We start from the raw sequence: 26991 nt of genomic DNA, 5'->3' as shown, positions 1-26991 counted from the left end.
AAATGACCGGCCCAAAGGTTACAGCGTGTGGGCGAACGTCGGTTTATTGATTCCCGGCGATCGCGCCCGCGCCGTAATTGCTCCTCAAATGCCCTCCGTAAGCTCGGCCATTGCCGGGGCCAGCCGCCTCGCGCCCGGTGTCGTGACCTGACCCCAAGCCTGCTCCAACCGCTCGACGACCTGGAGCAGCCGGTCGGTGGGCAGCGCATAGGGCAGGCGGACAAATCGTTCGAACGCGCCGTCCACTCCGAAGCGATTGCCTGCTGCAATTCGAACGCCGAGGCTGTGCGTCGCCGCCGCCAGCGCGGTGCTGACTGGGCGTGGGAGTTCCGCCCAGGCCGATAATCCGCCCGAAGGACGCTGAAATCGCCATTCAGGCAGGCGTTCCGCAACAAGATCGAGCAGATAATCGCGTTGTCCGCGGATCGCCTGCCGCCGCTCCCCCAGCGTCGGCTCCGGGTCGCGAAGCAGAATGGCTGCAGCGAGCTGCTCAACGATCGGGCTACCCATATCCACTGCCGAGCGGACAACGTTGAGGGCGGCAATCAATTCGCGGTCCGCCCTGATCCAGCCCATACGAAGGCCACCCCAAAAGCTTTTGCCCATCGACCCGATGGAAATGACCTTGGCGGCCCGATCGAAGGAGGCGAGCGGCGGTGGCGGTGGCTGGTCGAGCCAAAGGTCGCACATGGTTTCGTCGACGATCAAGTGGCAGCCTGTCTTCGCGGCAATAGCTGCAGCCCGAGACCGGCAGTCGAAACCCATCAAACGGCCGGTCGGATTGTGAAAATCGGGCAGCAGATAGGCTAGCCGCGCCCCGGTTTGCACGATCGTCGCCCGCAACTGGTCCAGGTCCCAACCCGCGGCGGGCAATTGGACGGGAATGGGCTGGCAGGATGCGCCGCGGATGGCCTCGAGCGCCTTGGAATAGGTGGGGTGATCGACCACGATCGGGTCGCCCGGGCGGGCGAGCAGGCTCAATACCAGCACCAGTCCGTGCTGCGCGCCCTGGGTCACCAATATTTCGTCCGCCGAAGTGGGCACGCCACGCCAGGTGTAACGCTCTGCGATCGCCGAACGGAGGCTGGGAATGCCGGCCGGTTCATAGCCGATTCCGGGAAGGTGTCGGGGCAGCTCTTCCAGCGCCTGGGCATAGGCGGCGTGCACTTCCTTGGGTGCCGGCATGGCGGCGATCGAAAAGTCGATATCTGTCTCATCAAGGGCGCCCGCCGGGTCTGGCGCCGCCCCGCGCGGAAGCCTGGTCACGCTGCCGGACCCGTGCCGGCTGGCAATGAAGCCCTGTGAACGAAGCCCGGAGTAGGCGGCAGTCACGGTCGTTCGACTGACACCCAGCTCCGGCGCCAGCAGGCGCTCCCCGGGGAGGCGGATTCCCACAGGCAGCCGGCCGTCGAGAATGAGCAGCCGCAGCGCCTGTTCAATTTGCCGGTAGGTCGGCACCCGGGCCGCATCCGCCCGCCAGCCGCCCATCAGCCGTTGTAGCGACGCCGCTCCGATCTTCCGCATGGTCATCAGGCCACCTTCACGAAAGTGGCTATATTAATCAATGCCACTTGTAACGATCCTATAGGCATGACTCGTCGATTGATCCAGCTTTTCCTCGGCCTCGCGCTATACGGTCTTTCGGTCGGCCTGATGGTCAGGTCCGACCTTGGCGTTAACCCGTGGGACGTGTTTCACCAGGGCCTATCGGCCCGCACAGGCCTTGGGCTTGGCACGATCATCATCATCATTGGCGCGGCGGTGCTATTGTTGTGGATTCCGCTTCGGCAGCGGCCCGGCATCGGTACAATCAGCAACGTCTTCCTGATCGGTATCTGGACCGACATCAGCCTGTGGCTGATCCCGCCGGCGGGTTCCCTGACAATGGCCTGGGCGATGCTGTTCGCCGGCGTCTTCCTGAATGGCGTGGCCGGGGGAGCCTATATCGGCGCCGGCCTGGGCCCCGGTCCGCGTGACGGGCTGATGACCGGACTGGTCAAGCGCACCGGGCGGTCGGTACGGTTCGTGCGCACGTGCATCGAGCTGGTCGTGATCGCGACGGGCTGGGTAATGGGCGGCACGCTGGGTCTCGGGACGGCGCTATATGCAATTGCCATCGGGCCCATCGTTCACCTGATGCTGCCCATTTTCACCATCGCCGACGAGCGTGAAAGCGCTGAACCAGAGCTTCTGATCGATCCGGATTGCTGTCCCCAGCCGCGTTGAATCCTCTGGGCTAAGGCTACCTCAGAGGTTCAGTGCGGCTGACAAGCGCGTGGCACGACCGCTTCACGCGGCGTTCCCGAGACGGTGTAAAGACGCTCGGCAGGAAACTTCACCACCATTCCGGTAGCGGGCAGTGGAAAGTCGTAAACCGCACCTTTCAGCCCCGCCATGCCGCCGCCGCAGAGCGGCTTGCCGATTGCCTGCAGGCCGATGGCAAGGCCTTCACCCATACTGCCAGTCCACCGACCCACCTTGATCTCGACGGGACCTCGGTAATATTTTCCAGGGCGCGGCAGGACTTGCTCGATCCATTGACGCGGAATGCCGGTCTCGCGTTCCTCGGCTGGCAGCTGATGAATTTGATACGACACCGGCCGGTCGACGAACCAACCCATTATTGCCCGAGCAACGGTTGTGTTTCCGCCGCTCGGCGTGTCGCTCAGGTCAAGGATCAGACGGCTCCCAGTAGGGATCGCAGACATCGCCGCATCGAATGCCGCGATCGTACCATTCTCCCCGAGGGAATTGTTGAGCCGTATCTCCGTATCGCCACGGCCATTCCGAAGAACCGTCAGCGGCGGCATGTCCGCAGACTTTACATAGAGATTGTCGAGCGTGACGGCCCGGCGGCCTCCCACTCCATCGAACACAAGCTGGCGCTGTCGATCACGCCGGCCGGCAGCAAGCACCCGGGCGGCAAAGGCGGATCGCTCGGGAGTTTGCTCCAATCCGAGAGCCGACCAGAATTGGGCAACGGCTTCTGCGACCGGTTGAGTGCCGATCTTCGTCAAATGATCGCCTGGCCTGATCCCCGCGGCGGACGCCGGACTATTCTCCCGCACCGCATCGACAACATATCCCTGCGAATCCATGACGATCCAAAGGTCGCTATAGGTAGGCACGACCGCCCAGCTGTCCCCAAACGAGCTACCGGTGATCGCATGATGATCCGCAAGCGAAGCCATCATGTCTTCGGCATAATGAAGCAGGGAATCCCGGTCGTGCACCGCATCCCGCTCGGCGATCAGTTTCGGCGATGAAGGAACGCTGCCATTCGGCAGATGGTCGAGATAAGCATAGTTCGCGGCGATCAGCGGTTCGAGCGCTCTGGCGTCGATGGCATAGTCGCTCGCGGTTTGGCCGGTTTGCGCCAATGCTCCTCCGGCCAGATTGGCAAACATCAAGATGGCCGGAATATTTGTCCTTCGCCTCGGTGAGGACGTCGATCCGGCCTTTGTGCTGCGCATGCCAATGCCATAGGGCCGGCAGCGGCCGTTTGCCACCTCCCGAACCTCATTGAGCCAATGCCCGGAAATGCGGTGCGATCAACCGCTTCTTAACTGCCTGCGTGCGATGAAGGGCGAATGCGCACCCAACCGCGGAACATCATTCGACTGCTGGTGAAGGCCGGCTTTGCTGCTCTTGTGGCGAACGAGGTTCGCGGGCTCATTCTCGCTGGCCCGGTGCTTTACGGGATGTACGAAGCGGGCGGTACGGCAATGGCAATGTGGTTGGCCTTCTGCTCGCTCACCGGAATCGCAATTTCGGTGTTTGGGCCACTATTCGTCGCTAGAAAATTTAAGCTCGTTTAGGAGCTGCAAAGGCAGCGAATCCTATGCCGCCAGCCCGTCGAACTGGAGGCGGGCCAGGCGGGCGTATAGGCCGCCCTGGGCGGTGAGGGTACCGTGGTCGCCTTCCTCGACAATCCGGCCATGGTCCATGACGATGATCCGGTCGGCGGCGCGGACGGTGGCGAGGCGATGAGCAATGACGATGGTGGTGCGGTCGCCCATCAACCGGTCGAGCGCTTCCTGAACCAACCGCTCGCTTTCAGCGTCTAGGGCAGAGGTGGCCTCGTCGAGCAGCAGCAGTGGCGCGTTGCGGCGAAGCAGGGCGCGGGCAATTGCAATGCGCTGCCGCTGGCCGCCGGACAGGCGCGCGCCGCCTTCGCCCATGAAAGTATCGAGGCCTTGCGGAAGCGCGCGCAGGAAGGCTTCCGCGTTGGCGTCGCGGGCGGCCTCCCAGATCTCGTCCTCGGTTGCTTCCCAATTGCCGTAGCGGAGGTTGTCGCGGGCCGAGGAGGCGAAGATGACGACGTCCTGCGGAACCATGGCGATGCGCTGGCGGACGTCGGCCGGGTCGGCGTCTTTCAAGTCGACGCCGTCAAGCATCACTCGGCCGCTCTCAGGGTCATAGAAGCGCTGGGCAAGCTGGAAAATGGTGGTCTTGCCGGCTCCCGACGGGCCGACAACGGCAAGTCGCTCCTTCGGCCTTACTGCAAGACTGAATCCGTCGAGCGCCGATGTTTCGGGGCGGGTCGGGTAATGGAACGTCACCTGATCGAAGACCAGCCGGCCCTCGGCCGGATTGGGGAGGGGGACAGGGTTTTCGGGAGCGCGGATTTCAGGCTTGGCCGAGAGCAGCTGGTTGAGCCGTTCCGACGCTCCCGCGGCGCGAAGCAGGTCGCCATAGACTTCGGAGAGGGCACCGAACGCGCCGGCGAGCAGGCCGCCGTAGAGTACGAACGCGGCAATGGTGCCGCCGGTAATCACACCAGCGCGCACGTCGATCGCGCCCTGCCAGATGACCAGGGTGATCGCCGAGAACATCAGGGCGATGACAATCGCCGACATCAAGGCGCGAAGGAGGATTCGGCGTTTGGCCACCGAGAACACGGTCTCGGTCGCCTGGGCGAATCGCTCGGTCTCCCGGCCCTGCTGGCCGAACGCCTGGACGATCTTCATTGCGCCGAGCACCTCGCTGGTGACGGTGCCAACATCGGCGATGCGGTCCTGGCTCTTTTTGGAGATGGCGCGAACCCGGCGGCCGATGAACGTGATCGGAACCACAACCAGCGGAATGCCGAGTAGCAGGTATGCGGCAAGTTTCGGTGCAAGCACGAACAGGATGACCGTACACGCGATGCCAAGTACGACGTTACGTAGCGCGACCGAAATGGTCGTTCCGACCACCTGTTCGATGATAGTCGTGTCGACGGTCATGCGACTGGTGATCTCCGCCGGGCGATTTTCCTCGAAAAAGCCCGGGGCGAGGCGGAGGAGATTGCGGTGCACGGCGAGGCGAATGTCGGCGACGACCCGCTCCCCAATCCAGCTGACGAAATAGAAGCGGACGGCGGTCGCAAGCGCCATCACCACCACCAGCATGAGCAGATATTCGAACCAGCGGGAGATATCGCCGCCGCCGGAAAAGCCGCGGTCGATGATCAGCTTGAAGGCATAGGGCACGCCGGTCGTGGCGGCCGCGGCGACCAGTAGCGCCACCGCAGCGATGGCGAGGTGGCCGGGATAGCGGCGCGCGAAGCTCCATACCATGCCGAGGTTGGAGAGGCTCTTCTTCTGCTTATCGTCGGGGACGCTGGCCATGGGTACGCGACCTAGCAGTGTGTCCGCTTTGCCTCAATTGCCGCGACGCCGCGGGTGCGGCGCAGCAATTTACTTGCCGTTGCGGGAAAGCGGTTCCACATTCCCTTTCCACGTGCTCCACATCTCAAGGATCTTTGATGCTTTACGACGCCTATGAGGTGCAGCGTTCGCTGCTGACCAGCGCGAGCAAGCTAGCGGGCCTCGGCGCCGGATGGCTCAGCAACCCGAGCAATCCGTTCGGCTATGCATCGATGGGCCCGCTGGTTGCAGCGGGCCTTGAAGTTTTTGCCCATGCATCGGCACCGCGCGGCAAGCCCGAATTCGGCATCGAGGAAGTGCTGGTCGGGAAGAAGCAGGTCGCGGTCGACGAGGATATCGCGCTGAGGAAGCCGTTCGGGCAATTGAAGCATTTCCGCAAAGTAGGGGCGGAGCCAGGTGAGCCCCTGCTGATCGTCGCGCCGATGTCGGGTCACTATGCGACGCTCCTGCGCGGCACGGTGCAGCGGATGCTGCCGAAGCATGACGTGTTCATCACCGACTGGCGTGATGCCAAGCTGGTGCCGATGGACGAGGGCAGCTTCGACCTCGACGATTATATCGATTATCTGATCGAGTTCAGCGAAGCGGTCCTAAAGCGGACTGGCAAGCGGCCGCATGTGCTTGCGGTGTGCCAGCCGTCGGTGCCGGCATATGCCGCGACCGCGATCATGAACGCCGACAAGCATCCGGCGACCCCGAAGACGCTGACGATGATGGGCGGGCCGATCGACACGCGACGCGCGCCGACCGCCGTTAACACGCTGGCGACCGAGCGCCCACACGCATGGTTTCAACGCAACGTGATCGCCACCGTACCGATGATTTACCCCGGATCAGGCCGCAAGGTTTATCCGGGGTTTTTGCAACTGGCCGGGTTCATGACCATGAACCTTGGATCGCACCTCGTCAGCCATTGGGAGATGTTCAAGCATCTCGTCGTCGGCGACGATGAGAGCGCCGATGCAACCCGATCATTTTACGACGAATATCTGTCGGTGTGCGACATGACGTCGGAATTTTACCTCCAGACCGTCGACGTTGTCTTCCAGCGCCATTTGCTGCCCAAGGGCGAATTCAAGCATCGCGGGAAGCGGGTCGACCCGGCGGCGATCAAGAATACGGCCCTGCTGGCGATCGAAGGCGAGCGTGACGATATTTCGGGCATTGGCCAGACCCGCGCCGCGCTGGACCTGGCGACCAAGTTGCCAGCGGCCAAGAAACAATATCATCTGGCCAAGGACGTCGGCCATTACGGCATCTTCAACGGCCGCAAATGGCGCGAGAAAATTGCGCCGGTAGTCGAGAAATTCATCGCGGCGAACGACTGACGCCGCTTGAAATCGCGCGCGCCGACGATAAGCGCGCTTTAAAAAATGAGGGAGAGCGGCCTGATGTTGCAACTGGCACGGCGTGAATTTTTGGGCGGCGTTGCCGCTGCAGGTCTTCTTGGTGGCTGCAAGGTTGGCAACCAGCAGGTAAAGCCCGGCGCGGAGCTTCCCAAGCAACTGTCCGACATGGCGGAGCAGATGCTCGCCGAATATCCCGAGAATGCCACCATCCTCGGCATCGCGACCGGCGCCCGCGAGCCACTTGCCCATCGCCTTACCGACCGCACGGCAGAGGGGCGGGCGGCATTGGCCGAGGCGGCGCGGGCGCGGCTTTCCCAGCTCAAGTCACTCGACCTTTCCGACCTTGGCGTCCCCGCCAACCTGGATGCGGCGGTCGCGCTTTCTGCGCATGAGATCACCGACGAGGGTTATCGCTTTCCCTATGGCGACGTCGTCAACCTCGATCCCAACATCGGCTATCGCAACACACCCTATGTGGTGAACCAGCTGGCCGGCGCCTTCATCGAGATTCCGGATTTCCTGAGCAGCCGGCACACGGTCGCGACTACAGCGGATGCCGAGGCTTATGCCGATCGGGTCGAGGGCTATGTCAAAGCGCTCGATGGCGAAACCGATCGAATGGCCCATGATCGCGGTATCGGTGTGGTTGCGCCCGATTTCGTGCTCGACAAGGCAATTGCGGTCATCAGCGGCGGTGCGGCGCAAAAGCCGGATGAGACGACCCTGGTTTCTTCCATTTCCAAGTCGGTGGCCAAGGCAGGGCTCGATCCGAAGATCGTCGAGCGGGTTCGGCAAACGGTTACGACAGGTGTGCTTCCGGCGCTGCATCGGCAGGCCGACGAGCTGAAGCGCCACCGGGCGGTCGCCAAGTCCGATGCGGGCGCGTGGCACCTGCCCGATGGAGACGCCTATTATGCCTGGGCGCTGAAAGCCGGAACGACCACCAATCGAAGCCCCGACGACATCCACCAGCTCGGCCTGGAGCAGGTCAAGGCGATCCAGACGCGGATGGAAACGATCATGGCCAAGCAGGGCATGACCGGCGGAACCGTTGGCGAGAGGATGGCGGCGCTCGGCAAGGACCCGAGCCAGCTTTATCCGAACACGGCGGCGGGGCGTGAGCAGTTGCTGGCCTATTTGAACGATCGGGTCGCGGATGTCAGAGGTCGCCTGCCGCAAGCTTTTGCAACGCTGGTCCCGGGCAAGCTCATTATCAAGCGCGTGCCGCCGGAGATCGAGGCCGGCGCTCCTGGCGGCTATGCTTCGGCCGGATCGATCGACGGCAAGGTGCCGGGCCAATATTACATCAACCTCCGCGACACGGCGGAATGGCCGCGCTTCTCGCTGCCGACGCTGACCTATCACGAAGGCATTCCGGGCCACGTCTGGCAGGGCGAATATGCCAACCGCATGGCGCTTATCCGGTCGATGCTGGCGTTTAATGCCTATAGCGAGGGCTGGGCGCTCTACGCCGAGCAGCTGGCGGACGAGCTCGGTGTCTACGCCGACGATCCGATGGGCCAGCTTGGCTACCTGCAGTCGTCGAGCTTCCGCGCCTGCCGCCTGGTGGTCGATACGGGGCTTCACGCCAAGCGTTGGACCCGTGATCGGGCAATCGACTGGTTCGTTTCGACCAATGGGGATGATCGCAACTCTGTCACTGGGGAGGTTGACCGCTATTGCTCGATGCCCGGACAGGCATGCGGCTACAAGGTCGGCCATCTCGAAATCGTCCGGCTGCGCGACAAGGCCAAGGCGGCGCTTGGACCAAAATATGACCTCCGCAAATTCGACGACGCCGTTGTCCTTGGCGGGAGCGTTCCGATGACCCTGCTCGAAACGGTGATCGATCGGTACATCGCAGCGAACCGCTGAGCGCTGCCTAGAGTCTTCAGCCGTTCTTCGCTAAGCTAATCCCGTCGGCGTGACGCCGGCAGGGGAACAGTGCCATGGCAACGATTGAAGCCCCGCGCCGGCGACCGATGGTCGGCAAATTCTACGTGACGATGGCGGCGATCTTCGTGGCCATCGCTTTCGGCGGCTTCTTCGAGACTTACTGGCTGCAGATTGCCCAAGGTACATTCACCGGCTCGCCGATGATGCACCTCCACGGCTTGCTGTTTTCGCTTTGGACCGTGTTCTTCCTGTCGCAGGCTTTACTGGTCGCCAACGGCAAGATCAAAAAGCACCGGGCGTGGGGACTGCTCGGCATTTCGCTTGCGACGGCGATGCTGTTCACCGGCCTAGCGGTTACCATCGAGGGCCTCCAGGCGAGGCTTGATCTAGGGTATGGCGACGGGGCGCGCGCTTTCACTATTGTACCGGTTACGGCGGTGCTGCTGTTTGCGGGATTTGTCGCTGCGGCGGTGGTCAATCTCAAGCGGCCGGAATGGCACAAGCGGCAGATGCTGCTGGCCACCACCGCCTTGCTGCAAGCGGCCGTAGCGCGCTTTTTCTTCCTCGCCGCGACCGGTGGAGGACCAGGGCTTCGGCCGGGGCTCGCGCCGCCTTTGCCGATCGAACGGACGATGGTTCCGGTTTCCCTGGTCGTACTATTGATCGTCGCGGCCATGGTTCACGATTGGCGCAGCCAAGGCCGAGTCCATCCGGCCTATTGGTGGGGTTTTGGCGTGACGATTGCGGTACAAGTGTTGCGGCTGGTGGTCGGCTATAGCGACGCCTGGTACCGGTTCACCGACTTCCTGCTCGCTTTCTAGCCTTAAATTCGCTCCATCTTCAGCCAGCGATAGTCGCCCAGCCAGGCGCGGCCCAGCGCTGCCCTGGCCGCCGCTGCCTGGGCCGGGCGGCCCTGCGCCCGTTCGGCCATCGCCAGCCCGTAGAGCGCCCAGCCGTTACCCGGATATTTGGCAAGCGCGGCGGTGAAGGCTTGGCGCGCCTCCTCATATTTTCCGGCGCGGTAGAGGGCTGCGCCCAGCGACTGGTTGACAGGATAATACCACCAGGGCGGTTCCATGTAGGGAATGCCGTTCTCTATCGCGAGCGCCGCACGGAAGTGATCGGCGGCCTGCAAGTGGCGGCCACGGAACGAGGCCTGCTTGCCCAGTGCGACATGTTCCGCCAGCGCCAGGAGGTCGGGCGCCGGCATGCCCTGGTCGACCATCGGCTTTAGCAATTCGGAGCCTTGCAGGCGCTTGAGATCGGCCAGTTCCCTGTCGAAGCCGCGCCGGTTGTTCTGTTCGGCGTAGGCAACCGCGCGAACATAATGGCGGATTCCCTGGACGTATACGAGGCGCGGATCGGGTTCCGGCATTGCAAGCACTTCCGCCGGTGAGGCGAATTGCAGCGTCGCGAAATATGGCGCGGCATTGATCGCCTGCACCCAGGCAAGCTGCGCCGCGGTGCCGGCATCGACGATGGATGCAAGCCGCTTCGCTTCGCTGATCGCGGTCGGCAGGTCGCCGCCCATTTGGGCGGACGTCACGATGAAATGGACGTTATGCGGATAATATCCGTAGCGGACGAAACCTTTGTCCCCGGATTCCTTGATATAGGCCTCGTCCTGATGGGCGGCGTCGATGTTGACGCGGATGGAATCCTTCCACCGGCCCAGCCGGTAGTAGATGTGCGCCGGCATGTGGACGAGGTGCCCGGCGTCGCCGGCAAGCGGCCTCGACAGCCGGTCGGCCGCCGCTTCGGCGCGCTTCGGGTCCGGACCATTTTCCATCAGGTGGATATAGAGGTGCGCGCCCTGCGGGTGGTCCGGGTTGCGTGCCATGACCATCTCGACCAGGCGAATAGCCTCACCGAGCCGCGGCTTGGCGCTTTGCTTGTCTGGTTCCCAATAGTCCCAAGGCAATGTGTCCATCGCCGATTCCGCGGCCAACAATGCTATGTCGTCATGCTGCGGATAATAGCGCGCAATGGTCAGCATCGCGTCGGCATAGGCGCCGTCGAGATCGGTCCGTTTCGCATTGGGATCTGCCGAATAGCGCTTGGTCAGGGCCATGATCAGCGCCCGCTCCGGCGGCGTTACGCTGGTCGACAATTGCTGCGCCCGGGCAATCGCTTTCAATGCCAACTCATTGGCGTCGGGCGTCAGCGGTGCATTGATGTTGGGGCCATAGGCGAGGGATTCGCCCCACCAGCACATGGCGCAGGAGGGATCGAGCCGCTGAGCCTCCCGGAAGGAGGCGATCGCGGCGGCGTGGTTGAAGCCATAAGCGAACGCCATCCCCTGGTCGAAATAGCGCTGGGCCTCTGGGCTGGCCGTCGTGATCGGGAAGTGGACCTTGCCCAACCCGTCGTAGAGCCGGATGCCCGCTGGAGATTGAGCCATCGCCTGGACGATTGCCGCTGACATGGCCAGCTTGCCCCGCATCGAGGGACTGCCGCCTCCGCCGCAAAGCGCCGTAAAGGCCGCCGACGGATCCAGCATTGATAGCGTTTGAGAAGAAAATTCCAGAGGGGCCGAGGCGCCAAACAATGTGGTCGACGCCAGGGCCAATGCTGCGCGATCTACGCGATTCATTGCCACCTCCCACTGAGTCGAGGTGGTTATTTATCACAAAATATACGGGAGTCGCGGTAGCGCTTGCGCTGCTGCTATTCGGCTTGCCGGATCGCCACTTTGACCATCTTCCGCCAGGTCTCGGTATCCCCTGCGGCGGCCATTTTCTCGTCCGGTTCGCGCATGGTGTGCAGCACGGCCAACGCCTGGTTCATATGCTCCGGCCAGGCCGCGTCGACCTTGCTGCCGGCTGAGGGATCGCTGCCCTCGGCATTGCTGCTAAGCTGCGATCCGGCGAGCACCCGGGCAATGCGCTGGGCCAGCGGGGTTGCGGATTCGGGCATAAGCGAAACCTCCTGATTGCCGGTTCAAACCCGCGTCGAGGCAGACAGTTCAATCAGCTCAATGGCTCGGGGTTTCGAATCCATTGACCGCGCAGGCCGAACAGGGCGCAAAGTCCACCGAGCGCGGCGATAATGCCCATTGCGATCAGTGCTTTGGCAAATGGCGCTAACAAGGCGTCGCCAGTACCGGCCAGGACCGCGCCAAGTAGCGCGACCACGATCAATCCGCCAAGCCGCGCCACCGCGCTGTTGAAGCCTGATGCCATTCCCGTCTGGTGCTTGTCGACCGCGGCCAGGACGGTGCTGGTCAGCGGCGCCACCGCCAGGGTCATTCCGATCGACATGACGAGGATCGCCGGGAAGGCGTTGGTCCAATAGGCCTGGTCCGACGCAATCCGCGTGGCGAGGATCAGGCCGGCGCCGACGATGATCGGGCCGAGGGTCAAGGGCAGCTTCGGCCCGACCCGCACCGCGAGCTTGCCCATGATGGGTGACGCAAGGCCGAGCAGGATCGAGAGTGGAAGGAGCGACAGGCCGGCCTGGATCGGCGAATAGCCGCCGGCCTCGATCAGCACATAGGGAATGAGCAGCATGGCGCCGCCGAATGCCCCGTAGAGCAGGAAGGTCAGCAGGTTGAGCGCCGAGAAGCAGCGATTGTCGAACAATGACAGCGGAACCATCGCCTTCAGGCCAAGGCGCCGTTCCCAAAGCAGGAATATGAGCAACAGGACGGCTCCGGCGGCCAATCCGACCGACGCGGCCGGTGTGAGCGAAAATGTCTGCGACCATAAAGTCAGGCCGTAGGTGGCGGCGCCTAGCCCGAGGGTCGCGAGCAAAGCTCCAATCAAATCGAGCCTTGCCTTTTCAGGCTCCTTGACCTCCCCAACCTTTGTCTGCGCGATAAATATCGCGGCGGCGACAAAGGGCAGGTTGATGTAGAAAATGCTCGGCCAGCCGACATTCTGGACCAGCCAGCCGCCGATCATCGGGGCGATTGCCGCCGCGATCGCTCCCGACGCTGCCCACGTCCCGATGGCACGGCCGCGGGCCTCGCCATCATAGGCACCATTGAGCAGCGCCAGGCTGTTGGGGAGCAGCAAGCCCGCACCAATCCCCTGCAGCGCGCGGCCGGCGAGGAGCGGTTCGAGCGACCCGCTGAGGGCGCAGGCCAGGGAGCCAAGGCCAAACAGGGTGGTTCCGATTACCAGCCAGCGCCGGCGCCCCTGGTGGTCGCCGAGCGCGCCGCCCAGCAGGATCAGCGCCGCGAGCGGCAATGTGTAAACATTGACGACCCATTGTACCTCGGCGGCACCGGCGCCGGTTCCCGCGCGGATCGTGGGAAGGGCGACGTTGAGGATGGATCCGTCGATGAAGCTGAGCGAGGAGGCGGCGATCGACATGACCAGCGTCCAGCGTGGCTCGTGCCGGGCCGAAGACGTTTCTCGGTTCACACGCCAATCCGGGGCGGATTCAAACGATCGATGAGGCGACGCAAGGCGCGGCGGGCGGAAATTACGAGCCAGAGAGACAGCAATACCAAACCTACCGCGATGATCGCCGCAGCAATCGGATTGGCGATGGCCAGGGCCAGGAGGCCGCCGGTCGCCACATCCTCTGCGGTAGAGACGATAACATTGGAGAAGGGCTCGGGACTGACGTTTACCAGCGTTCGCGCGCCTGCCTTGCCGGCATGAGCGACCAGCGCGGCGCCGCCGCCCAGCAGGAAGCTGCCGACCTGCCAGGCCGGATCGGCGCTATCGACGATGGCGAGGCTGAGCAGCGCGCCCCCAAGCGGGCGGATAATGCTGTGGACCGTATCCCAGGCGCTATCGACCCAGGCGATCTTGTCGGCGAAGAATTCCATGAAAGTGCCGACCGCGGCGATGCCTAACACCCAGGGATTGGCGAGCACGTCGAGCGCATGGAGATGCTCGGGAAGGGCGATCCAGCCGAACTTCATCGCCAGTCCAGTGACCAAGGTCACCAAGTAAAGCCGCCAGCCAGCCAGCAGGCTGGTGGAGGCGGCGAGGGCGACGAGTTCGACCGGCGTCATTCGGCCCTAACGCGCAAGGATCGTTGCGGTGCCGTCAAGACTCAGAGCACCTCAAACAGGCCCGCCGCGCCCATTCCGCCGCCGATGCACATCGTCGCAACGACATATTTGGCGCCCCGGCGCTTGCCTTCGATCAGCGTATGGCCGGTCAGGCGCGCGCCTGACATTCCGTAGGGGTGGCCAATCGAGATGGCGCCGCCATCGACGTTCAAGATGTCATTGGGAATGCCGAGTTTGTCGCGGCAGTATAGGACTTGCACCGCGAACGCCTCGTTCAATTCCCACAGGCCGATGTCGTCCATCTTGAGGCCGAAACGCTGGAGCAACTTGGGAATCGCGAACACCGGGCCGATGCCCATCTCGTCGGGCTCGGTGCCAGCGACCGCCATGCCGATGTAGCGGCCGAGCGGTTCCAGCCCGCGCTTCTCGGCGGCAGCGGCATCCATGATGACGCAAGCCGACGAGCCGTCGCTCAGCTGGCTGGCGTTGCCGGCAGTGATGCTGGTGCCCGGGCCCAGCACCGGCTGGAGCGAGGATAGACCTTCCAACGTGGTGTCGGGACGGTTGCCCTCATCCTTGTCGATGGTCACTTCCTTGAACGAGACCTCGCCGGTTTCCTTGTCCTTGATGGCCATGTTGGTCGTAACGGGGACGATCTCGGCCGACAGGCGGCCCTCGGCCTGGGCGGCGGCGGTGCGCTGCTGCGACTGGAGCGCATATTCGTCCTGCGCCTCGCGGCTGATGCCGTAACGCTGGGCGACGGTCTCGGCGGTCCCCAGCATCGGCATGTAGACGTCCTTGTGCATGGCAATCAGCGAGGGATCTCCGCTGATCCGCATCTCCGGCGTCTGTACAAGGCTGATCGAATCCTGGCCGCCGGCGGCGACGATATCCATGCGATCGATAATGACCTGCTTGGCGGCGGTGGCGATCGCCATGAGGCCCGACGCGCATTGGCGGTCGATAGTCTGAGCGCTGACGGTTACCGGGCATCCGGCGCGGAGCGCGACCTGGCGGCCGATGTTGCCGGCCTGGGTGCCCTGGGTCAGGACGCAACCCCATACGACGTCGTCTATTTCGCCTGCCTCGATCCCCGCGCGTTCGATTGCGGGTGCGAGCGAAAGCGCGCCGAGGGTGGCGCCGGCGGTGGCATTGAACGCGCCCTTGTAAGCGCGGCCGATCGGCGTGCGGGCGGTGGAGACGATGACGGCGTCGCGGACGGACATTGGGGGTTCTCCTAGGTAAAAATCAGGCCGAGCCACTGGGCGGTGAGGGCGGGTTTGTCCTCGCCCTCAATCTCGACCGTGACGGTCTGGCGGATGAGCAGCTGTCCGGGAGATTTCTCGTCGATCCCATCCAGCGTGAAATGGCCGCGGACGCGCTTCCCAGCCTTGACCGGGGCTAGGAAGCGAACGCGGTCGAGGCCGTAATTGAGCGCCATTTTAGTGGTGTCGGGGATCAGCATGACGTCGGCGGCCATGCGGCTGAGCAGCGACAGCGACAGGAAGCCATGGGCGATGGTCCCGCCCAAACCGGCCGCCTCCGCGGCCTTGGGATCGACGTGGATGAACTGGTGATCCTCGGTCGCGTCGGCGAATTGGCTGATGCGGTCCTGGCCGACCTCGATCCAGTCGGAGGAACCGACCGGCTGGCCGATCTTGGAGCGGATTTCGTCGAGCGTGGAAATGGGCATCGGCCGATGTCCTAGGCCTCGCCGAGCGATGCTGGCAAGGCCCGCGCCGCCGACGCTACGGCAAGCCTATTTTCGGTCGATTGGCGGAGCCCAGGGCATCACCAGCGTCCCGTCCGGCGCGGCGGTGTAGGTGGTCTGGGTCGGGTAAGCGAACTCGATCTTCTCTCGCACGAATGCGCGGGCGATGCCGACGATGACGTCCGCCTTGTGATGCGCCAGCGTGTCGGGGTTGATGGTGCGGTCGTCATAGACCAGCTCACAATCGATCGAGCTTGGCGCAAATGCCGTGGGGATGCAGCGTACAAGCTTCGCGGTCTTGACGGCCTTGATCACGTCTTCGGCTATCGCGGGCAATCGTTCGAGCGTTTCCGGCGATGTCCGGTAGGTCAGGCTGAACGTCAGCGCGACGCGCCTGACCTTTGCTTCGGCCAGGTTGCGAACTTCCTGCTCCAGCAGCTTGGTATTGGCCATGATGACCTGCTCGCCAGTCTGGCTGCGCAGGCGGGTTGTCTTGAGGCCGATGCGCTCGACCGTGCCGATCGTGACATCGGTGCCTGAACCGTAGCGGATCGTCTCCCCGCGGCGAAAAGGCTTGTCGAAGAGGATCGAAAGCGCGGCGAACAAGTCGGAGAAAATGCCTTGGGCGGCAAGGCCGATGGCAATGCCGCCGATGCCGAGGCCAGCCACCAGCGCGGTTACGTTGACGCCAAGATTGTCGAGGATGACGATGATTGCGATGGCGAATACGGCCACGCTGACCAGCACGCGAATGATGGCCATCGCATTGCCCAGCGTCGAACTTGCCGGATCGTCGCCGACGCGGGCCCGGATCATGCCGATGATGACCTCGCGAGCCCAAATCGCCACCTGCAAGGTCGAAGCAATGATGAAGAATATGTCGGCGAGGCGCGCGAGCTTGGGCGGAACGTCGGTATAGGTGCAGACAATGTCGACCGCCGCCGCGACCATGAAGAGGACGCTGGTTTTCGAAAGAACACGGCCGATTATGCCTTTCCAGCCGAGGACTTCGGTGTCGCCTGCGAGGATTCGATTTCCAATCCAGCGCATGACCAGCATGATGCCGACGATGGCGGCAGCAACGATTGCCCCGATCGCCAGCCGGTCCAGATTGGCCAGCAGCCAATCGATGACATTCCCAAACTCTCGAGGAGCGGTGGCCACGTCCAACTTGTTCATGAACGGGCTTGTGAAGGCGGACGCGGCAAGGTTCAAGCCACGGTGTCCCGCTTGCGGCTCCGTCCCTTCCGTTTGAGGAAGGCCAGGAAGGCGGTTTCAGCGCTCGACAAGCGACGACGCGCAGGCGGCGGGGTGAAGCCGCGAAGCGGATCACGGGGATCTTCCTGAAGCACATCAATCAGCATCGGGTGGACGTAGCTTTTGCGGCTGATGGCGGGCGTGTTGCCGAGCGCTTCGGCGACCGGCTCGAGCGCGGTCTTGAGGCTAAGGCGCTTCTCCTCGGCCTTGGCGAGCATTTGCTTGAAGAAGAGGACGCTGGCGCCCCAGGTGCGAAAATGCTTGGCGGTGAAATCACCTCCGGTCGCGTCGCGGATATAGTCATTTACGTCAGCGGAGGTGACCGCCTGAGGATTGCCATCGCCGTTCACATATTGAAACAGCATTTGCCCTGGCAGGTCCTGGCATTTCTTGACGACGCGCTGCAGGCTGCGATCGGTGATGGTCTTTTCGTGGATCACACCGCTTTTGCCCGCGAACCGCATCTTGAGCTTGCCGCCTGTCCGCTTCACGTGCCGGGCGCGCAGCGTTGTCGCGCCGAAGCTCTTGTTTTCGCGTGCATATTCTTCATTGCCTACGCGGATATGCTCGCGATCGAGAAGTCGCACGACCGCGGCGATCACGGTGGTGCGTTCCAGCTTGCGTTTCTTGAGATCGCGCTCGACCCTGGCGCGCAGTCGTGGCAGTGCCTCACCGAATTCGCGGCAGCCGGCGTATTTTGAATTGTCGCGCTTCGAACGAAATTGCTCGTGATAGCGATATTGCTTGCGCCCGCGGTCGTCGCGGCCGGTTGCCTGGAGGTGGCCGTCAGGGTCCTTGCAGAACCATGCGTCGGTATAGGCCGGAGGAAGCGCGATTGCGTTCAGCCGGTCGATCGCAGCGCGGTCGGTTACCCGCTTGCCATGTTCGTCGAAATAGGCCCAGGAGCGCCCTTTCTTTTGACGGCTGTAACCCGGCTCGTCGTCTGAGCTATGACGCAGCATCCTTTTGGCGCTTTCCATCGTTGGTCGAGTCATAAGCGTGCTGAGGCGAAGCGGTTCCGCGGCCGGTTTAAAACAGGAGAAGTCCATGCCCCCGATCGGCGAAGCCAAGGTGCTGATCATGGCCACTAATCGGTTCGAGGAAAGCGAGCTCTTCGGCCCGCGCGAGCGGTTGCTTGACCGGGGCGCGGAGGTGACGCTTGCGTCGCTTAGCCTGGACGAGATCATGGGCACGGTTCACGACGAGCCGGGCAAGCGGATCACTCCCGACATTTTTATCAGTGAGGCGACGGCTGCCGATTACGACGCATTGCTGCTGCCCGGGGGGGTCGGCAATCCGGACCAGCTGCGCATGCATGAGGACGCGGTCGATTTGATCCGAGAATTCGCCAATACGGGAAAGCCGGTTGCGGCGATCTGCCACGGCCCCTGGCTGCTGGTCGAAGCCGATGTGTTGCGCGGCAAAAGGGCGACCAGCTGGAAATCGATCCGAACCGACCTCAGGAACGCAGGTGCCGATGTCGTTGACGAAGAGGCGGTGACCGACGGCAACATCATCACCAGCCGCAAGCCCGACGACGTCCCCGCCTTCACCAACGCGCTGATCAAGGCGATTGAAGCAATGGCCTGAGGCTTAAACCGCTTGGCAAGCAATTTGCCCTATGGTGTGGTTCATGGCCTGGGCAAAGAAACATCCCGTCGAAGTCACCGCCGAATGGGTTGCACCCGCCTTGTTGGCGGCTGCGGCCAGCTGGGCTGCGTGGATGGCTGGGCTGTCCCAGGCCGCAACTGCGGCTGTTGGCGTCGTTGCGGTGTCTGTCGCAATTGTCGCATTGCGGTTTGCAGGCGGAGCCGCGAATGCAACTGAAGCGGGCTTTGAGCCGGTGCCGATCGAGGGTGCGGCAAGCACGTCGGACGAGCTGCTGCTCGACGATCCGCTGGTAGAGATCGCAGGTGATTCGCGCGTTGTGCAGCTGTTCGCGCGGACGGAGCCCACCCCCGGAGAGCTTGTCCTGCGGATCGAAGATTATTTGAATGACGGGCGCCGTGCACCCCAACCGGACCCAGCGAAGCCCGACCAGCGCCCGGCCGATGCCAGCGCCGCACTACACGCCGCACTGGCCAATATTCGCGCGTCGCTGCGCTAACCTTGTTCCGAGATTGTCAGCGCCTCGATATAGAGGCTGACCGAGCCGTCGAAATTGCGGATCGGCGGCAGTTCGAGGCCGATGTCAGCGACAATCTGCCCCGGAATGGAGAATTCGGCATCCGCCAGTCCTTGGGTGAGACGCTCGGCCAGCTGTATTGCGTCCGGGCCCGGCACCCGAAGCTCCATTTCATGCCGTTCGCCTAGGAATATGAGCGATTGCCAATCTGTTGACCGGAAATCGGTAAGCAAAATCCTATCGCGATCAATTCCACCTCTGGCGATCAGGGCGCGCAATAGGCCTGCCGCGGCAGGCGAGAGGGCCGGCTTCATCATTGAACCGTCTCCAGGAAAGCGCGGACGCGTTCGACGGTCCGGGCCCGCGGTTCGCGGCCCCTCCGCAGATCGAATGCGAATCGAGGATCGCCCATTGCTTCGCGCCCGAACCGGGCGGCCGGGGTGTTGCTGCTCTTAAGATATTTTTCCACGTCCCTGAGAAGATGCACGGTTGTCTGTCCCCATCACTTTGGCGACTCGGCCTCCGCTTCATTTCCAATGCATTTCCTACTTGTCTAGGAAATTTCCTAGGGTTAATGCTTTGCTATGAGTTCGAACCCTCGCCAGGTGCTTGAGTCGCTTTGTGCGGAGAGAGGGGAGAATTTTGCCTCCTTGTCGCGGCTGGTCGGTCGCAACGACGCATACATCCAACAATATCTGCGCAAGGGCACGCCTCGCCAGCTCAAGGAACGCGAGCGGAGGACGTTGGCCCGCTATTTCCAGATTCCCGAATCCCTACTCGGCGGATTGCCCGAGGACTCGACTGCCCAATATGGCCAGCTGGTGCCGGTGATGCGCAGCCCGGTCCGGGCATCGGCCGGTCCCGGCGCGATTCCCGGCGAGGAAGGAACGCAACCATATTTTGCCTTTGACCCACGTTGGCTCAAGGCATTGACCGGGTCGCCCGCATCGAAGCTGTCATTGATCCGGGTCGAAGGAGATTCGATGGCGCCGACGTTGAGTGCGGGCGATGACATATTGGTCGACCTGGCCGACGGCCCCGAGCGCCTGCGTGACGGCATTTACGTTTTGCGGGTCGACGGCACTCTGCTGGTCAAGCGGCTGGCGATTCATCCGGTCGGACGGCGGGTCACGGTCCAGTCGGACAATCCGGCTTATGGCGATTTGCCCGATTGCAGCCTGGACGAGATCGAATGCGTGGGCCGAGTAATCTGGACCGGGCGGAAGATCGCCTGAGCGGTCAGCCCCGCCGCTTGTCCACCAGCCAGATGATAACCGCCAGCGCGAAGCCAATGCCGAAGCCGTAGAGCATCCAGAGGATCGGTTCGCCGCGGCCGATTCCGTACAATGCGCCGATGACCGGGCCAAGGAAAAGGAAGATTCCGCCGGCGGCGGGGGTGCGAGGTTTTGGCATGGACATGCCATGCCCACCACTAGCCCCTCGTGCAATACGGAGGTCAGAAATTCATGGTTGACAGTTCGTTGACCTTGTCTGTGCCCCGAAATGCAAGGACCGGCGAGTTATTTGGGGCAAATGGATACGCCCTTCATCCCTGACCGCGCTGCGCTGGCGGATGCTGCGCTGCTGCTCGAAACCTTTGGCGACGACGCCGGATTCGAAGCCGCAGCTCGAGCCGAGGACAGTCGTGGAAAGGGGAATGTCCTGAAATTCTGCCATTGGCGGCAGATCGAGCGAGTGATCGTCACCCTGTCCGACCAGGAAGTTCGCGGCACGATACATTAAATCAGCGTCCACTTCCCCGCGCGCGGGAGGTGGAGTCTCTAATCACCCATGCTAGGCTGACGCCTGATGGGTCAGCGTAGCACCGGGCGGGTAACCGCGTCTTTTTGGCTTGCGGGCTGTGCCGGGCTTGCGCTCGGCGCGGAACCCTTGCGCGCGCAATTGCCCCCGCAACCGGCGGATCCGGCCGAACTGGACCCGTCGGCACCGCTCGACCCCATGCCCGACCTGGGGGTGGAATGGCCCGACCTTAATCAACCTGAACCCGCCGCGCCGCCCGAGGTCCAAGGCGTAGCGCCCGAGGCTGCGGCCGAGGCAACCGAGAACGCCGCCGAGCAGGTAGAAGACGCTTCCGCCGCCCGCGGCTATCGCTGGACAATCAGCGGGCTTGAGGGGGTTGCGGAGGCGGATTCCATCCTTGCCGGCTTTGACGAGCGCTCGACACTAAAGTCCGACCGAAAGCAGACCGCCAATGCCGCACAGATCGACCGCAGGGCGCGGGCGGACGCAGAACTTCTGGCCGAGCTGCTCCACAGCAAGGGCTATTATGATGCCACGGTCGAGCCTCAGATCGACGTGTCGGATAATGGACTGATCGTGGCGCTTATGGCGACGCCGGGCCAGCTTTATCGGTTCGAGAGCGTCGAGCTGCCGGGCCTCGACCAGGCCGCTGGCGACGATGCACAGCTGCTTCGAGAGGCGTTTGCGGTGAAGGCAGGCGACCCGGTTATAGCTCAGAAGGTGATTGATGCCGGGATCGCGCTCCAGGTTGCGCTGGGCGAGCGAGGGTTTGCCACAGCCAAAGTCGGCGAGCAGGACATTGTCATCGATCATGAGGCGCAGGCGGCCCGACTGGTGTTGCCGGTAACTCCCGGGCCAGTCGCGCGATTTGGCGAGCTTACCGTTAGCGGCGAGCCGCCCTTCTCCAACCGGCACGTACAGCGAATTGCGCGATTCAAGGCAGGCGACCGCTATGAAGCCGACGAAGTAGCCGATCTTCGCCGCGCACTGATCGCGACCGGGCTGATTTCTTCCGTCGAAGTAACGCAGATTCCGCGCGACGAGGGGCGGACAATCGACCTAGCGGTCAAACTGGAGCCCGCGCCGATGCGGACCATCGCGGGCGAGCTGGGATATGGAACTGGGGAAGGATTCCGCGCCGAGGCCAGCTGGCAGCACCGCAACTTCTTCAACCCCGAAGGTGCGCTGACCGTTCGAGGGGTAGCTGGAACCCAGGAACAACTTGCCGCCGTCTCGCTCCGCCGCAACAATTGGCTGCGGCGCGACCAGGTGCTCAATGCCCAGGCACTGGCCAGCCATGTCGACCGCGACGCCTATTCCGCCAAAACACTGTCGTTGTCGGCCGGCTTCGAACGGCAGAGCAATTTCATCTGGCATAAGAAATGGACCTGGAGCCTTGGCGGCGAACTGATCGCAACTGACGAACGGGACACGATCAAGGCAACCGGCGAGCCAAGGCGGCGGACCTTCTTCATCGGGGCCATCCCGGGGACCCTTGGTTATGACGCAAGCGATGACCTGCTGAATCCGACCAAGGGCTTTCGATTGCTCGGCCGGGTCAGTCCGGAGCTGAGCTTCGAAGGGGGAGCATTCCCCTATGCGAGGACGCAGTTTGACGGCAGCGCCTATCATCCGCTGTCGGATACGATCGTCGCGGCGGGCAGGATCCGGCTGGGCACGATCGTGGGCGCGCAGCGCGACGATATCGCGCCATCGCGACGTTTCTATTCCGGCGGTGGCGGATCGGTGCGCGGCTATGGCTACCAACGGCTTGGCCCGCGCGATATCGATGGCGATCCCATCGGCGGACGCAGCCTGGCCGAGTTCGCGCTGGAGGCGCGGATCAAATTGAAGGCCTTCGGAGGCAATTTCGGAGTCGTTCCGTTCTTTGACGGCGGCACTCTGTCGACAGGCGCGTTTCCAAGCATGAAGGACTGGCAGTTCGGCACGGGGCTTGGGGTAAGATATTATTCGAGCTTCGGCCCGATCCGTCTCGACATCGGGACGCCGCTCAACCGTCAAGAGGGCGATGGCCGGATCACGGTTGTGGTCGGCCTTGGGCAGGCCTTCTGATGGCGGACGTCGCCGTCTCTTCCGGTGAAGCGGGCGGCGGGCGGATCGTCATAGCCAGGCGACGACATTGGGCGAAGCGGCTGGCCACCGAACTTCTCGTCCTTTTGCTGGTGCTTCTGGCGCTGGCGTTCGGCGGGCTGTTGCTGCTCGACACGGCGCCGGGACATCGCTTCATCGTCGACCGCATTGGCCGGGTCGAAACCGCCACGGGCCTCAGGATCCGCGTCGCCCGGATCGAGGGATCAATCTACGGGGAGGCGAAGCTTAAAGGCGTCGCGGTGAGCGACCCGCAAGGCGTGTTCCTGACCAGTCCCGAAATTATTGTCGATTGGGCACCGGGAGCGTGGCTCTACAATAATCTGCACATTGACCGGCTGGAGTCGCCGCTGATCCGGGTCGAGCGACTGCCCAAGCTGCGCAAGACCGGGCGCAAGGGACCACTGCTTCCCAAGTTCGACATTCATATCGGCAGCCTGCGGATCGACCGACTGGAGCTTGCCCGTGGGGTAAGTGGAGCTGCTCGAACCGGAAGCCTGCTCGGCGAAGCAGAGATACGCGCCGGGAGGGCGATGATCGGCCTGCAGCTGAGAATGCTGAACGGCGACAAGCTGGCGGCCAAGCTGGACGTCGAACCCGATCGCAACCGCTTTGATGTCGACGTTCGTGCAATCGCGCCTCGCGACGGCCTCATCCCGGCGCTAATCGGCCTGAAGCGGCCGATCGATCTCACTATCGAAGGCGATGGCAGCTGGACTCGCTGGCGCGGGACAGCGCGGCTCGTGGTTGAGCACCGCAAGTCCGCTGACCTTGCGCTGGCGGCGGACAGCGGGCGCTATCGACTGTCGGGTTTGGTAGCTCCAGCTCCATTCCTGAAGGGCAAGCTGCAGCGGCTGACCAACCCAGTGGTCAAAGTCGCTGGAAACGCCACTTTCGTTCAGCGGGTGTTGGACGGCAGGCTGACGCTCGCTTCGCCATCGCTCCGGGCAGTGGCGTCGGGTAAAATGAATTTTGCCGAGGGGCGCTACGACAAGGTCAGCCTGGGCCTCGACCTGCTTCAGCCGCCGGCGCTATTTCCAAACATGACTGGCCGCAACGTTCGCTTCGTGTGGACGCTCGACGGGCCTCGAGACCGGGCCGATTACGCCTACCGCCTGACCAGCCCGCAAGTGGCGTTCGACAAGACCGGCTTCGTTGACGTTCGAGCGGAAGGGCGGGGCAAGCTGACGCCGTGGCCGATGCGGGTGCCACTGCTGCTGAAAGCGCGGGCGATTACCGGGGTCGGCGATGTTGCCGGCGGGATCCTGGCCAACCTCAGCGTCGAGGGAATGTTGTCGATTACGCCGCAGCTGGTGCGAGGGGAAAAGCTCAAGCTCACAAGCTCCCGGCTCAACGGCACAATGTCGTTGCTTATCGACCTTCGAAACGGCCGGTTCGACATCGCCATTTCCGGTGGACTCAAGCGCTATTTGATTCCCGGTATCGGGATCGTTGATGTCGAAACCCAGCTGCAAGTCGTCCCCGGTCCGAACAACAAAGGTTCGCGTGTCGTCGGCAAGGCCCAGGCATGGGTCCGGAGGCTGGACAATGAGTTTTTCGCCGGGCTGACCGGCGGACTGCCGCGGTTGACCACCGATCTCGAGCGCGGCAATGACGGCGTTCTCCACTTTACCAACCTTCAGCTTTATTCGCCCAAGCTCCGGCTGTCGGGGCAGGGTATCCGGCGCAAAGACGGAACCTTCCTGATCGAAGCGCGGGGCCAGCAGGCGCAATATGGGCCTGTGCGGATGCGGCTCGACGGACGGATCGAGCGGCCCAAGGTCGAACTTTTCCTCGATCGTCCGAACGAGGCGCTTGGGATCCGCGACATGCGGCTATTCCTCGACCCCACAGCAGCAGGGTTCGATTATCGCGCCGATGGCCAGTCGCGACTTGGGCCGTTCACCTCGCACGGGCAAATCCTGCTGCCGAAAGGTGCCCGCACAACCATTGCCATCGCCGCGCTCGACGTAGCCGGGACTACCGGAAAAGGCTCGCTCAGGGCGGATCCGGGCGGCTTTTCAGGCCGGCTGCAGTTGGCGGGGGGTGGGCTCAACGGGTCGCTTGATTTCGCGCCAATCAATGACGACCAGCAGATTGAAGCGCACCTTCTTGCCAATAATCTGAGCCTGCCAGGGCCGCCGGCATTCAGCGTCCGTTCGGGCCGGGTCGACGGGACGATCCTCCTTGCCGAGGGGCGCACGACGCTTGACGGGGTGGTTACCGCGAGAGGCCTGACAACCAGCGGCGTATCGCTTGCCCGGCTGACTGCCAACGCGCGGCTAGTGAACGGATCCGGCGAGGTGCGGGCGGCATTTGCGGGGACGCGCGGGTCTGCATTCCAGCTGGTTACTCTTGCCAATGTCACGCCGGACAGCATCAGCGTTACCGGCCGAGGCGAGCTCGACCGGCGTCCGCTGATATTCGACGGGCCGGCGGTGTTGACCCGGATCGACGGTGGATGGGAAGTGGCCCCGACCCGTGTGCGCTTCGGCGGCGGGCGCGGCACTTTGTCCGGCCGTACCGGGGACCGGCCCGAATTCCGGGCGGACATTGAGACGATGCCGATGCAACTGCTCGACATCGTATGGCCCAAGGCGAGCCTCGGCGGCATCGCTAGCGGGCATGTCGAATATCGCTGGGAAGGCCAGCCGTCAGGCAGCGCCAATCTACGGATTCGCGGCCTGTCGAGAGCCGGGTTGGTCCTGTCATCGAAGCCGATCGATGTCGGCTTCAACGCGGTGCTCGGTGGCGGCCGGGCAGCGATGCGCGCGGTGGCGGTCAGTGACGGCAAGACCATTGGCCGAGCACAGGCCCGTTTCGCGCCGATCGGCCGCGGACCAATCGCAGCTGAGTTGATGCACGCGCCGATGCTTTTGCAGATGCGATATGCCGGGCCGGCCGACACGCTTTGGCGCTTGTCGGGCGTCGAGGTCTTCGACCTGTCGGGGCCGGTGGCGATCGGCGCCGACATCAGCGGGCGGCTGGTCGATCCCCAGATCCGTGGATCGCTACAGGCCAACGGCGCGCGGATCGAGAGCGCGGTCACCGGAATGGTGGTCGACAAGATCAACGCCAGTGGCCGGTTCAGCGGGCCGCGCCTGGTGCTGAGCGGTATCAGCGGTTCGACGCCTGGCGGAGGATCGGTTAGCGGTGGCGGCGTAGTGGACTTTTCAGGTGGGCGCGCGGGCCTCGACTTAAAGTTCGAAACGAGCCGGGCGCGGTTGCTCGACCGCGACGATATTGCGGCAACGGTCACCGGGCCGATAGCAATCAAATCGAACGGGCAGGGTGGGACGATCAGCGGCAAGCTGCGGCTCAACAGCGGGCGTTTCACGCTGGGCCGGGCAAGCGCCGCCGCCTCCGTGCCGCAGCTGAAGGTGCGAGACGTCGGGCAAGACGCCGATACCGTGATCGAGGTCGCCGAACTGCAGCCATGGAAGCTTGATCTGAATGTTAGTGGCGGTGACCTTACCGTTCGCGGACTTGGGATAGACAGCCGCTGGACGACGGACCTAATCATTGGCGGCTCGGTCGACGCGCCGAGGCTAACCGGCCGGGCCGACCTTACGCGAGGCGATTATGAATTTGCGGGCCGCAGCTTCCGGCTGGAGCGCGGAATCATTCGTTTCCGCGGCGAAAGTCCGCCTGACCCGCTGCTCGATATTCGCGCCGGCGCACAGGTCCAGGGGCTCGACGCAAGCATCCTGGTAACTGGCACTGGCCTGAAACCCGAAATCCGCTTCGCATCGGTCCCGCAGCTGCCCCAGGATGAGTTACTGTCGCGGCTGTTGTTCGGTACGTCGATCACCAACCTTTCGGCACCCGAAGCGCTCCAGCTTGCCTCGGCAGTGGCCGCGCTCCAGTCGGGTTCCGGCAACCTCGATCCGATCAATGCCTTGCGACGAGCTGTTGGACTTGACCGACTTCGGATCGTGCCGGCCGACGTGGCGACGGGTCAGAAGACCGCCGTTTCCGCGGGCAAATATATCACCCGAAAGCTGTTCGTGGAGGTAATCACCGACGGGCAGGGCTATTCGGCGACCCGCGCCGAATATCAGGTCACGCGCTGGCTTTCGATTTTGTCGTCGGTCTCGACGATCGGCCGGACCAGTGCCAACGTGCGGGTCAGCAAGGACTATTGAGGGGGAATCTCGGTGAAG

24 protein-coding genes are annotated in these 26991 nt (G+C 63.3%); 11 read left to right on the top strand and 13 right to left on the bottom strand.

Features of this window, described 5'->3' with window-relative positions; genetic code table 11:
• Positions 1-84: 84 nt before the first annotated feature.
• On the bottom strand, positions 85-1530 hold the full coding sequence (gene yczR / locus LVY65_RS05300; protein ID WP_235066943.1) for a MocR-like transcription factor YczR: 1446 nt from the start codon (positions 1528-1530) through the stop codon (positions 85-87).
• Between the two features lie 60 nt (positions 1531-1590).
• Between yczR and yczE the strand changes: the two genes are divergently transcribed.
• Positions 1591-2226, top strand: a complete 636-nt coding sequence (gene yczE, locus LVY65_RS05295; RefSeq protein WP_268828575.1) for a membrane protein YczE — start codon at positions 1591-1593, stop codon at positions 2224-2226.
• 29 nt (positions 2227-2255) lie between these two features.
• Here yczE and LVY65_RS05290 read toward each other — a convergent pair whose 3' ends face one another.
• The gene (locus LVY65_RS05290; RefSeq protein ID WP_235066942.1) at positions 2256-3473 is read right to left on the bottom strand and encodes a S41 family peptidase; all 1218 of its coding nucleotides are present in this window, start codon (positions 3471-3473) and stop codon (positions 2256-2258) included.
• Between the two features lie 117 nt (positions 3474-3590).
• Between LVY65_RS05290 and LVY65_RS05285 the strand changes: the two genes are divergently transcribed.
• Positions 3591-3818, top strand: coding sequence for a hypothetical protein (locus LVY65_RS05285; protein WP_235066941.1), 228 nt, complete (start codon positions 3591-3593; stop codon positions 3816-3818).
• A gap of 21 nt (positions 3819-3839) precedes the next feature.
• Here LVY65_RS05285 and LVY65_RS05280 read toward each other — a convergent pair whose 3' ends face one another.
• Positions 3840-5612 (bottom strand): ABC transporter transmembrane domain-containing protein, encoded by a 1773-nt coding sequence (locus LVY65_RS05280; RefSeq protein ID WP_235066940.1) that lies wholly within the window; start codon positions 5610-5612, stop codon positions 3840-3842.
• A 137-nt stretch (positions 5613-5749) separates the two neighbouring features.
• Here LVY65_RS05280 and LVY65_RS05275 point away from each other — a divergent pair, with 137 nt between their 5' ends.
• The 3 genes from LVY65_RS05275 to LVY65_RS05265 all read left to right on the top strand — a co-directional run bounded on the left by LVY65_RS05275 (position 5750) and on the right by LVY65_RS05265 (position 9717).
• On the top strand, positions 5750-6979 hold the full coding sequence (locus tag LVY65_RS05275) for a polyhydroxyalkanoate depolymerase (RefSeq protein ID WP_235066939.1): 1230 nt from the start codon (positions 5750-5752) through the stop codon (positions 6977-6979).
• Positions 6980-7042: 63 nt separating this feature from the next.
• The gene (locus tag LVY65_RS05270) at positions 7043-8875 is read left to right on the top strand and encodes a DUF885 domain-containing protein (protein ID WP_235066938.1); all 1833 of its coding nucleotides are present in this window, start codon (positions 7043-7045) and stop codon (positions 8873-8875) included.
• Positions 8876-8949: 74 nt separating this feature from the next.
• Complete coding sequence (locus LVY65_RS05265) at positions 8950-9717, top strand: hypothetical protein (RefSeq protein ID WP_235066937.1); 768 nt, start codon at positions 8950-8952, stop codon at positions 9715-9717.
• 2 nt (positions 9718-9719) lie between these two features.
• On the opposite strand, the gene LVY65_RS05260 is transcribed toward LVY65_RS05265, so the two are convergent.
• The 8 genes from LVY65_RS05260 to LVY65_RS05225 all read right to left on the bottom strand — a co-directional run bounded on the left by LVY65_RS05260 (position 9720) and on the right by LVY65_RS05225 (position 17828).
• Positions 9720-11489, bottom strand: a complete 1770-nt coding sequence (locus LVY65_RS05260; RefSeq protein WP_235066936.1) for a tetratricopeptide repeat protein — start codon at positions 11487-11489, stop codon at positions 9720-9722.
• A gap of 74 nt (positions 11490-11563) precedes the next feature.
• Complete coding sequence (locus LVY65_RS05255) at positions 11564-11812, bottom strand: hypothetical protein (RefSeq protein ID WP_235066935.1); 249 nt, start codon at positions 11810-11812, stop codon at positions 11564-11566.
• A gap of 53 nt (positions 11813-11865) precedes the next feature.
• Positions 11866-13263: an MFS transporter gene (locus LVY65_RS05250; protein ID WP_235066934.1), complete on the bottom strand. Its 1398-nt coding sequence runs from the start codon at positions 13261-13263 to the stop codon at positions 11866-11868.
• Positions 13260-13865 carry a DUF4126 domain-containing protein gene (locus LVY65_RS05245; RefSeq protein WP_235066933.1) on the bottom strand — a complete coding sequence of 202 codons (606 nt, stop codon included), beginning with the start codon at positions 13863-13865 and terminating at the stop codon, positions 13260-13262. Before LVY65_RS05245 ends, LVY65_RS05250 begins: the two co-directional genes overlap by 4 nt.
• 41 nt (positions 13866-13906) lie before the next feature.
• On the bottom strand, positions 13907-15091 hold the full coding sequence (locus LVY65_RS05240) for an acetyl-CoA C-acyltransferase (RefSeq protein ID WP_235066932.1): 1185 nt from the start codon (positions 15089-15091) through the stop codon (positions 13907-13909).
• Between the two features lie 11 nt (positions 15092-15102).
• The gene (locus LVY65_RS05235) at positions 15103-15558 is read right to left on the bottom strand and encodes a MaoC family dehydratase (protein ID WP_235066931.1); all 456 of its coding nucleotides are present in this window, start codon (positions 15556-15558) and stop codon (positions 15103-15105) included.
• Positions 15559-15624: 66 nt separating this feature from the next.
• Positions 15625-16755, bottom strand: a complete 1131-nt coding sequence (locus LVY65_RS05230) for a mechanosensitive ion channel family protein (RefSeq protein ID WP_235066930.1) — start codon at positions 16753-16755, stop codon at positions 15625-15627.
• 32 nt (positions 16756-16787) lie between these two features.
• A complete protein-coding gene (locus LVY65_RS05225; RefSeq protein WP_235066929.1) occupies positions 16788-17828 on the bottom strand; it encodes a DNA topoisomerase IB in 1041 nt (346 codons plus the stop codon).
• A gap of 52 nt (positions 17829-17880) precedes the next feature.
• Between LVY65_RS05225 and LVY65_RS05220 the strand changes: the two genes are divergently transcribed.
• Together LVY65_RS05220 and LVY65_RS05215 are read left to right on the top strand one after the other, a co-directional pair.
• Positions 17881-18423, top strand: coding sequence for a type 1 glutamine amidotransferase domain-containing protein (locus LVY65_RS05220; protein WP_235066928.1), 543 nt, complete (start codon positions 17881-17883; stop codon positions 18421-18423).
• A 43-nt stretch (positions 18424-18466) separates the two neighbouring features.
• Positions 18467-18940, top strand: coding sequence for a hypothetical protein (locus LVY65_RS05215; RefSeq protein WP_235066927.1), 474 nt, complete (start codon positions 18467-18469; stop codon positions 18938-18940).
• On the opposite strand, the gene LVY65_RS05210 is transcribed toward LVY65_RS05215, so the two are convergent.
• Positions 18937-19128: a hypothetical protein gene (locus LVY65_RS05210; RefSeq protein ID WP_235066926.1), complete on the bottom strand. Its 192-nt coding sequence runs from the start codon at positions 19126-19128 to the stop codon at positions 18937-18939. The two genes, LVY65_RS05215 and LVY65_RS05210, sit on opposite strands and share 4 nt — an antisense overlap.
• 414 nt (positions 19129-19542) lie before the next feature.
• On the opposite strand from LVY65_RS05210, the gene LVY65_RS05205 reads away from it, so the two are divergent.
• On the top strand, positions 19543-20193 hold the full coding sequence (locus LVY65_RS05205) for a S24 family peptidase (RefSeq protein WP_235066925.1): 651 nt from the start codon (positions 19543-19545) through the stop codon (positions 20191-20193).
• 4 nt (positions 20194-20197) lie between these two features.
• Here the strand turns inward: LVY65_RS05205 and LVY65_RS05200 are convergent, their stop codons facing one another.
• Positions 20198-20371: a hypothetical protein gene (locus LVY65_RS05200; RefSeq protein WP_235066924.1), complete on the bottom strand. Its 174-nt coding sequence runs from the start codon at positions 20369-20371 to the stop codon at positions 20198-20200.
• A 120-nt stretch (positions 20372-20491) separates the two neighbouring features.
• Here LVY65_RS05200 and LVY65_RS05195 point away from each other — a divergent pair, with 120 nt between their 5' ends.
• The 3 genes from LVY65_RS05195 (at position 20492) to LVY65_RS05185 (ending at position 26973) form a co-directional block, all read left to right on the top strand.
• Positions 20492-20701 (top strand): hypothetical protein, encoded by a 210-nt coding sequence (locus tag LVY65_RS05195; RefSeq protein ID WP_235066923.1) that lies wholly within the window; start codon positions 20492-20494, stop codon positions 20699-20701.
• A gap of 66 nt (positions 20702-20767) precedes the next feature.
• The gene (locus tag LVY65_RS05190; RefSeq protein WP_235066922.1) at positions 20768-22792 is read left to right on the top strand and encodes an autotransporter assembly complex protein TamA; all 2025 of its coding nucleotides are present in this window, start codon (positions 20768-20770) and stop codon (positions 22790-22792) included.
• Entirely contained in the window at positions 22792-26973 is a 4182-nt protein-coding gene (locus LVY65_RS05185; protein ID WP_235066921.1) for a translocation/assembly module TamB domain-containing protein, read from the top strand. The genes LVY65_RS05190 and LVY65_RS05185 overlap by 1 nt, the downstream gene beginning before the upstream one ends.
• The last annotated feature ends 18 nt before the right edge of the window (positions 26974-26991 follow it).

The sequence above is a fragment of the Sphingomonas cremea genome, from assembly GCF_021502585.1.
GTDB classification, from domain to species: domain Bacteria; phylum Pseudomonadota; class Alphaproteobacteria; order Sphingomonadales; family Sphingomonadaceae; genus Sphingomicrobium; species Sphingomicrobium cremea.
The sequence above is the reverse complement of the archived record's forward strand: the minus strand, read 5'-3'. Positions and strand labels throughout refer to the sequence as shown.

What these genes read in the sequence shown, in the direction of transcription:
- yczR (WP_235066943.1), bottom strand. Translation starts at nt 1,530, where the DNA reads ATGACCATGCGGAAGATCGGAGCGGCGTCGCTACAACGGCTGATGGGC.
- yczE (WP_268828575.1), top strand. Translation starts at nt 1,591, where the DNA reads ATGACTCGTCGATTGATCCAGCTTTTCCTCGGCCTCGCGCTATACGGT.
- LVY65_RS05290 (WP_235066942.1), bottom strand. Translation starts at nt 3,473, where the DNA reads ATGCGCAGCACAAAGGCCGGATCGACGTCCTCACCGAGGCGAAGGACA.
- LVY65_RS05285 (WP_235066941.1), top strand. Translation starts at nt 3,591, where the DNA reads ATGCGCACCCAACCGCGGAACATCATTCGACTGCTGGTGAAGGCCGGC.
- LVY65_RS05280 (WP_235066940.1), bottom strand. Translation starts at nt 5,612, where the DNA reads ATGGCCAGCGTCCCCGACGATAAGCAGAAGAAGAGCCTCTCCAACCTC.
- LVY65_RS05275 (WP_235066939.1), top strand. Translation starts at nt 5,750, where the DNA reads ATGCTTTACGACGCCTATGAGGTGCAGCGTTCGCTGCTGACCAGCGCG.
- LVY65_RS05270 (WP_235066938.1), top strand. Translation starts at nt 7,043, where the DNA reads ATGTTGCAACTGGCACGGCGTGAATTTTTGGGCGGCGTTGCCGCTGCA.
- LVY65_RS05265 (WP_235066937.1), top strand. Translation starts at nt 8,950, where the DNA reads ATGGCAACGATTGAAGCCCCGCGCCGGCGACCGATGGTCGGCAAATTC.
- LVY65_RS05260 (WP_235066936.1), bottom strand. Translation starts at nt 11,489, where the DNA reads ATGAATCGCGTAGATCGCGCAGCATTGGCCCTGGCGTCGACCACATTG.
- LVY65_RS05255 (WP_235066935.1), bottom strand. Translation starts at nt 11,812, where the DNA reads ATGCCCGAATCCGCAACCCCGCTGGCCCAGCGCATTGCCCGGGTGCTC.
- LVY65_RS05245 (WP_235066933.1), bottom strand. Translation starts at nt 13,865, where the DNA reads ATGACGCCGGTCGAACTCGTCGCCCTCGCCGCCTCCACCAGCCTGCTG.
- LVY65_RS05240 (WP_235066932.1), bottom strand. Translation starts at nt 15,091, where the DNA reads ATGTCCGTCCGCGACGCCGTCATCGTCTCCACCGCCCGCACGCCGATC.
- LVY65_RS05235 (WP_235066931.1), bottom strand. Translation starts at nt 15,558, where the DNA reads ATGCCCATTTCCACGCTCGACGAAATCCGCTCCAAGATCGGCCAGCCG.
- LVY65_RS05230 (WP_235066930.1), bottom strand. Translation starts at nt 16,755, where the DNA reads ATGAACAAGTTGGACGTGGCCACCGCTCCTCGAGAGTTTGGGAATGTC.
- LVY65_RS05225 (WP_235066929.1), bottom strand. Translation starts at nt 17,828, where the DNA reads ATGACTCGACCAACGATGGAAAGCGCCAAAAGGATGCTGCGTCATAGC.
- LVY65_RS05220 (WP_235066928.1), top strand. Translation starts at nt 17,881, where the DNA reads ATGCCCCCGATCGGCGAAGCCAAGGTGCTGATCATGGCCACTAATCGG.
- LVY65_RS05215 (WP_235066927.1), top strand. Translation starts at nt 18,467, where the DNA reads ATGGCCTGGGCAAAGAAACATCCCGTCGAAGTCACCGCCGAATGGGTT.
- LVY65_RS05210 (WP_235066926.1), bottom strand. Translation starts at nt 19,128, where the DNA reads ATGGAGCTTCGGGTGCCGGGCCCGGACGCAATACAGCTGGCCGAGCGT.
- LVY65_RS05205 (WP_235066925.1), top strand. Translation starts at nt 19,543, where the DNA reads ATGAGTTCGAACCCTCGCCAGGTGCTTGAGTCGCTTTGTGCGGAGAGA.
- LVY65_RS05200 (WP_235066924.1), bottom strand. Translation starts at nt 20,371, where the DNA reads ATGCCAAAACCTCGCACCCCCGCCGCCGGCGGAATCTTCCTTTTCCTT.
- LVY65_RS05195 (WP_235066923.1), top strand. Translation starts at nt 20,492, where the DNA reads ATGGATACGCCCTTCATCCCTGACCGCGCTGCGCTGGCGGATGCTGCG.
- LVY65_RS05190 (WP_235066922.1), top strand. Translation starts at nt 20,768, where the DNA reads ATGGGTCAGCGTAGCACCGGGCGGGTAACCGCGTCTTTTTGGCTTGCG.
- LVY65_RS05185 (WP_235066921.1), top strand. Translation starts at nt 22,792, where the DNA reads ATGGCGGACGTCGCCGTCTCTTCCGGTGAAGCGGGCGGCGGGCGGATC.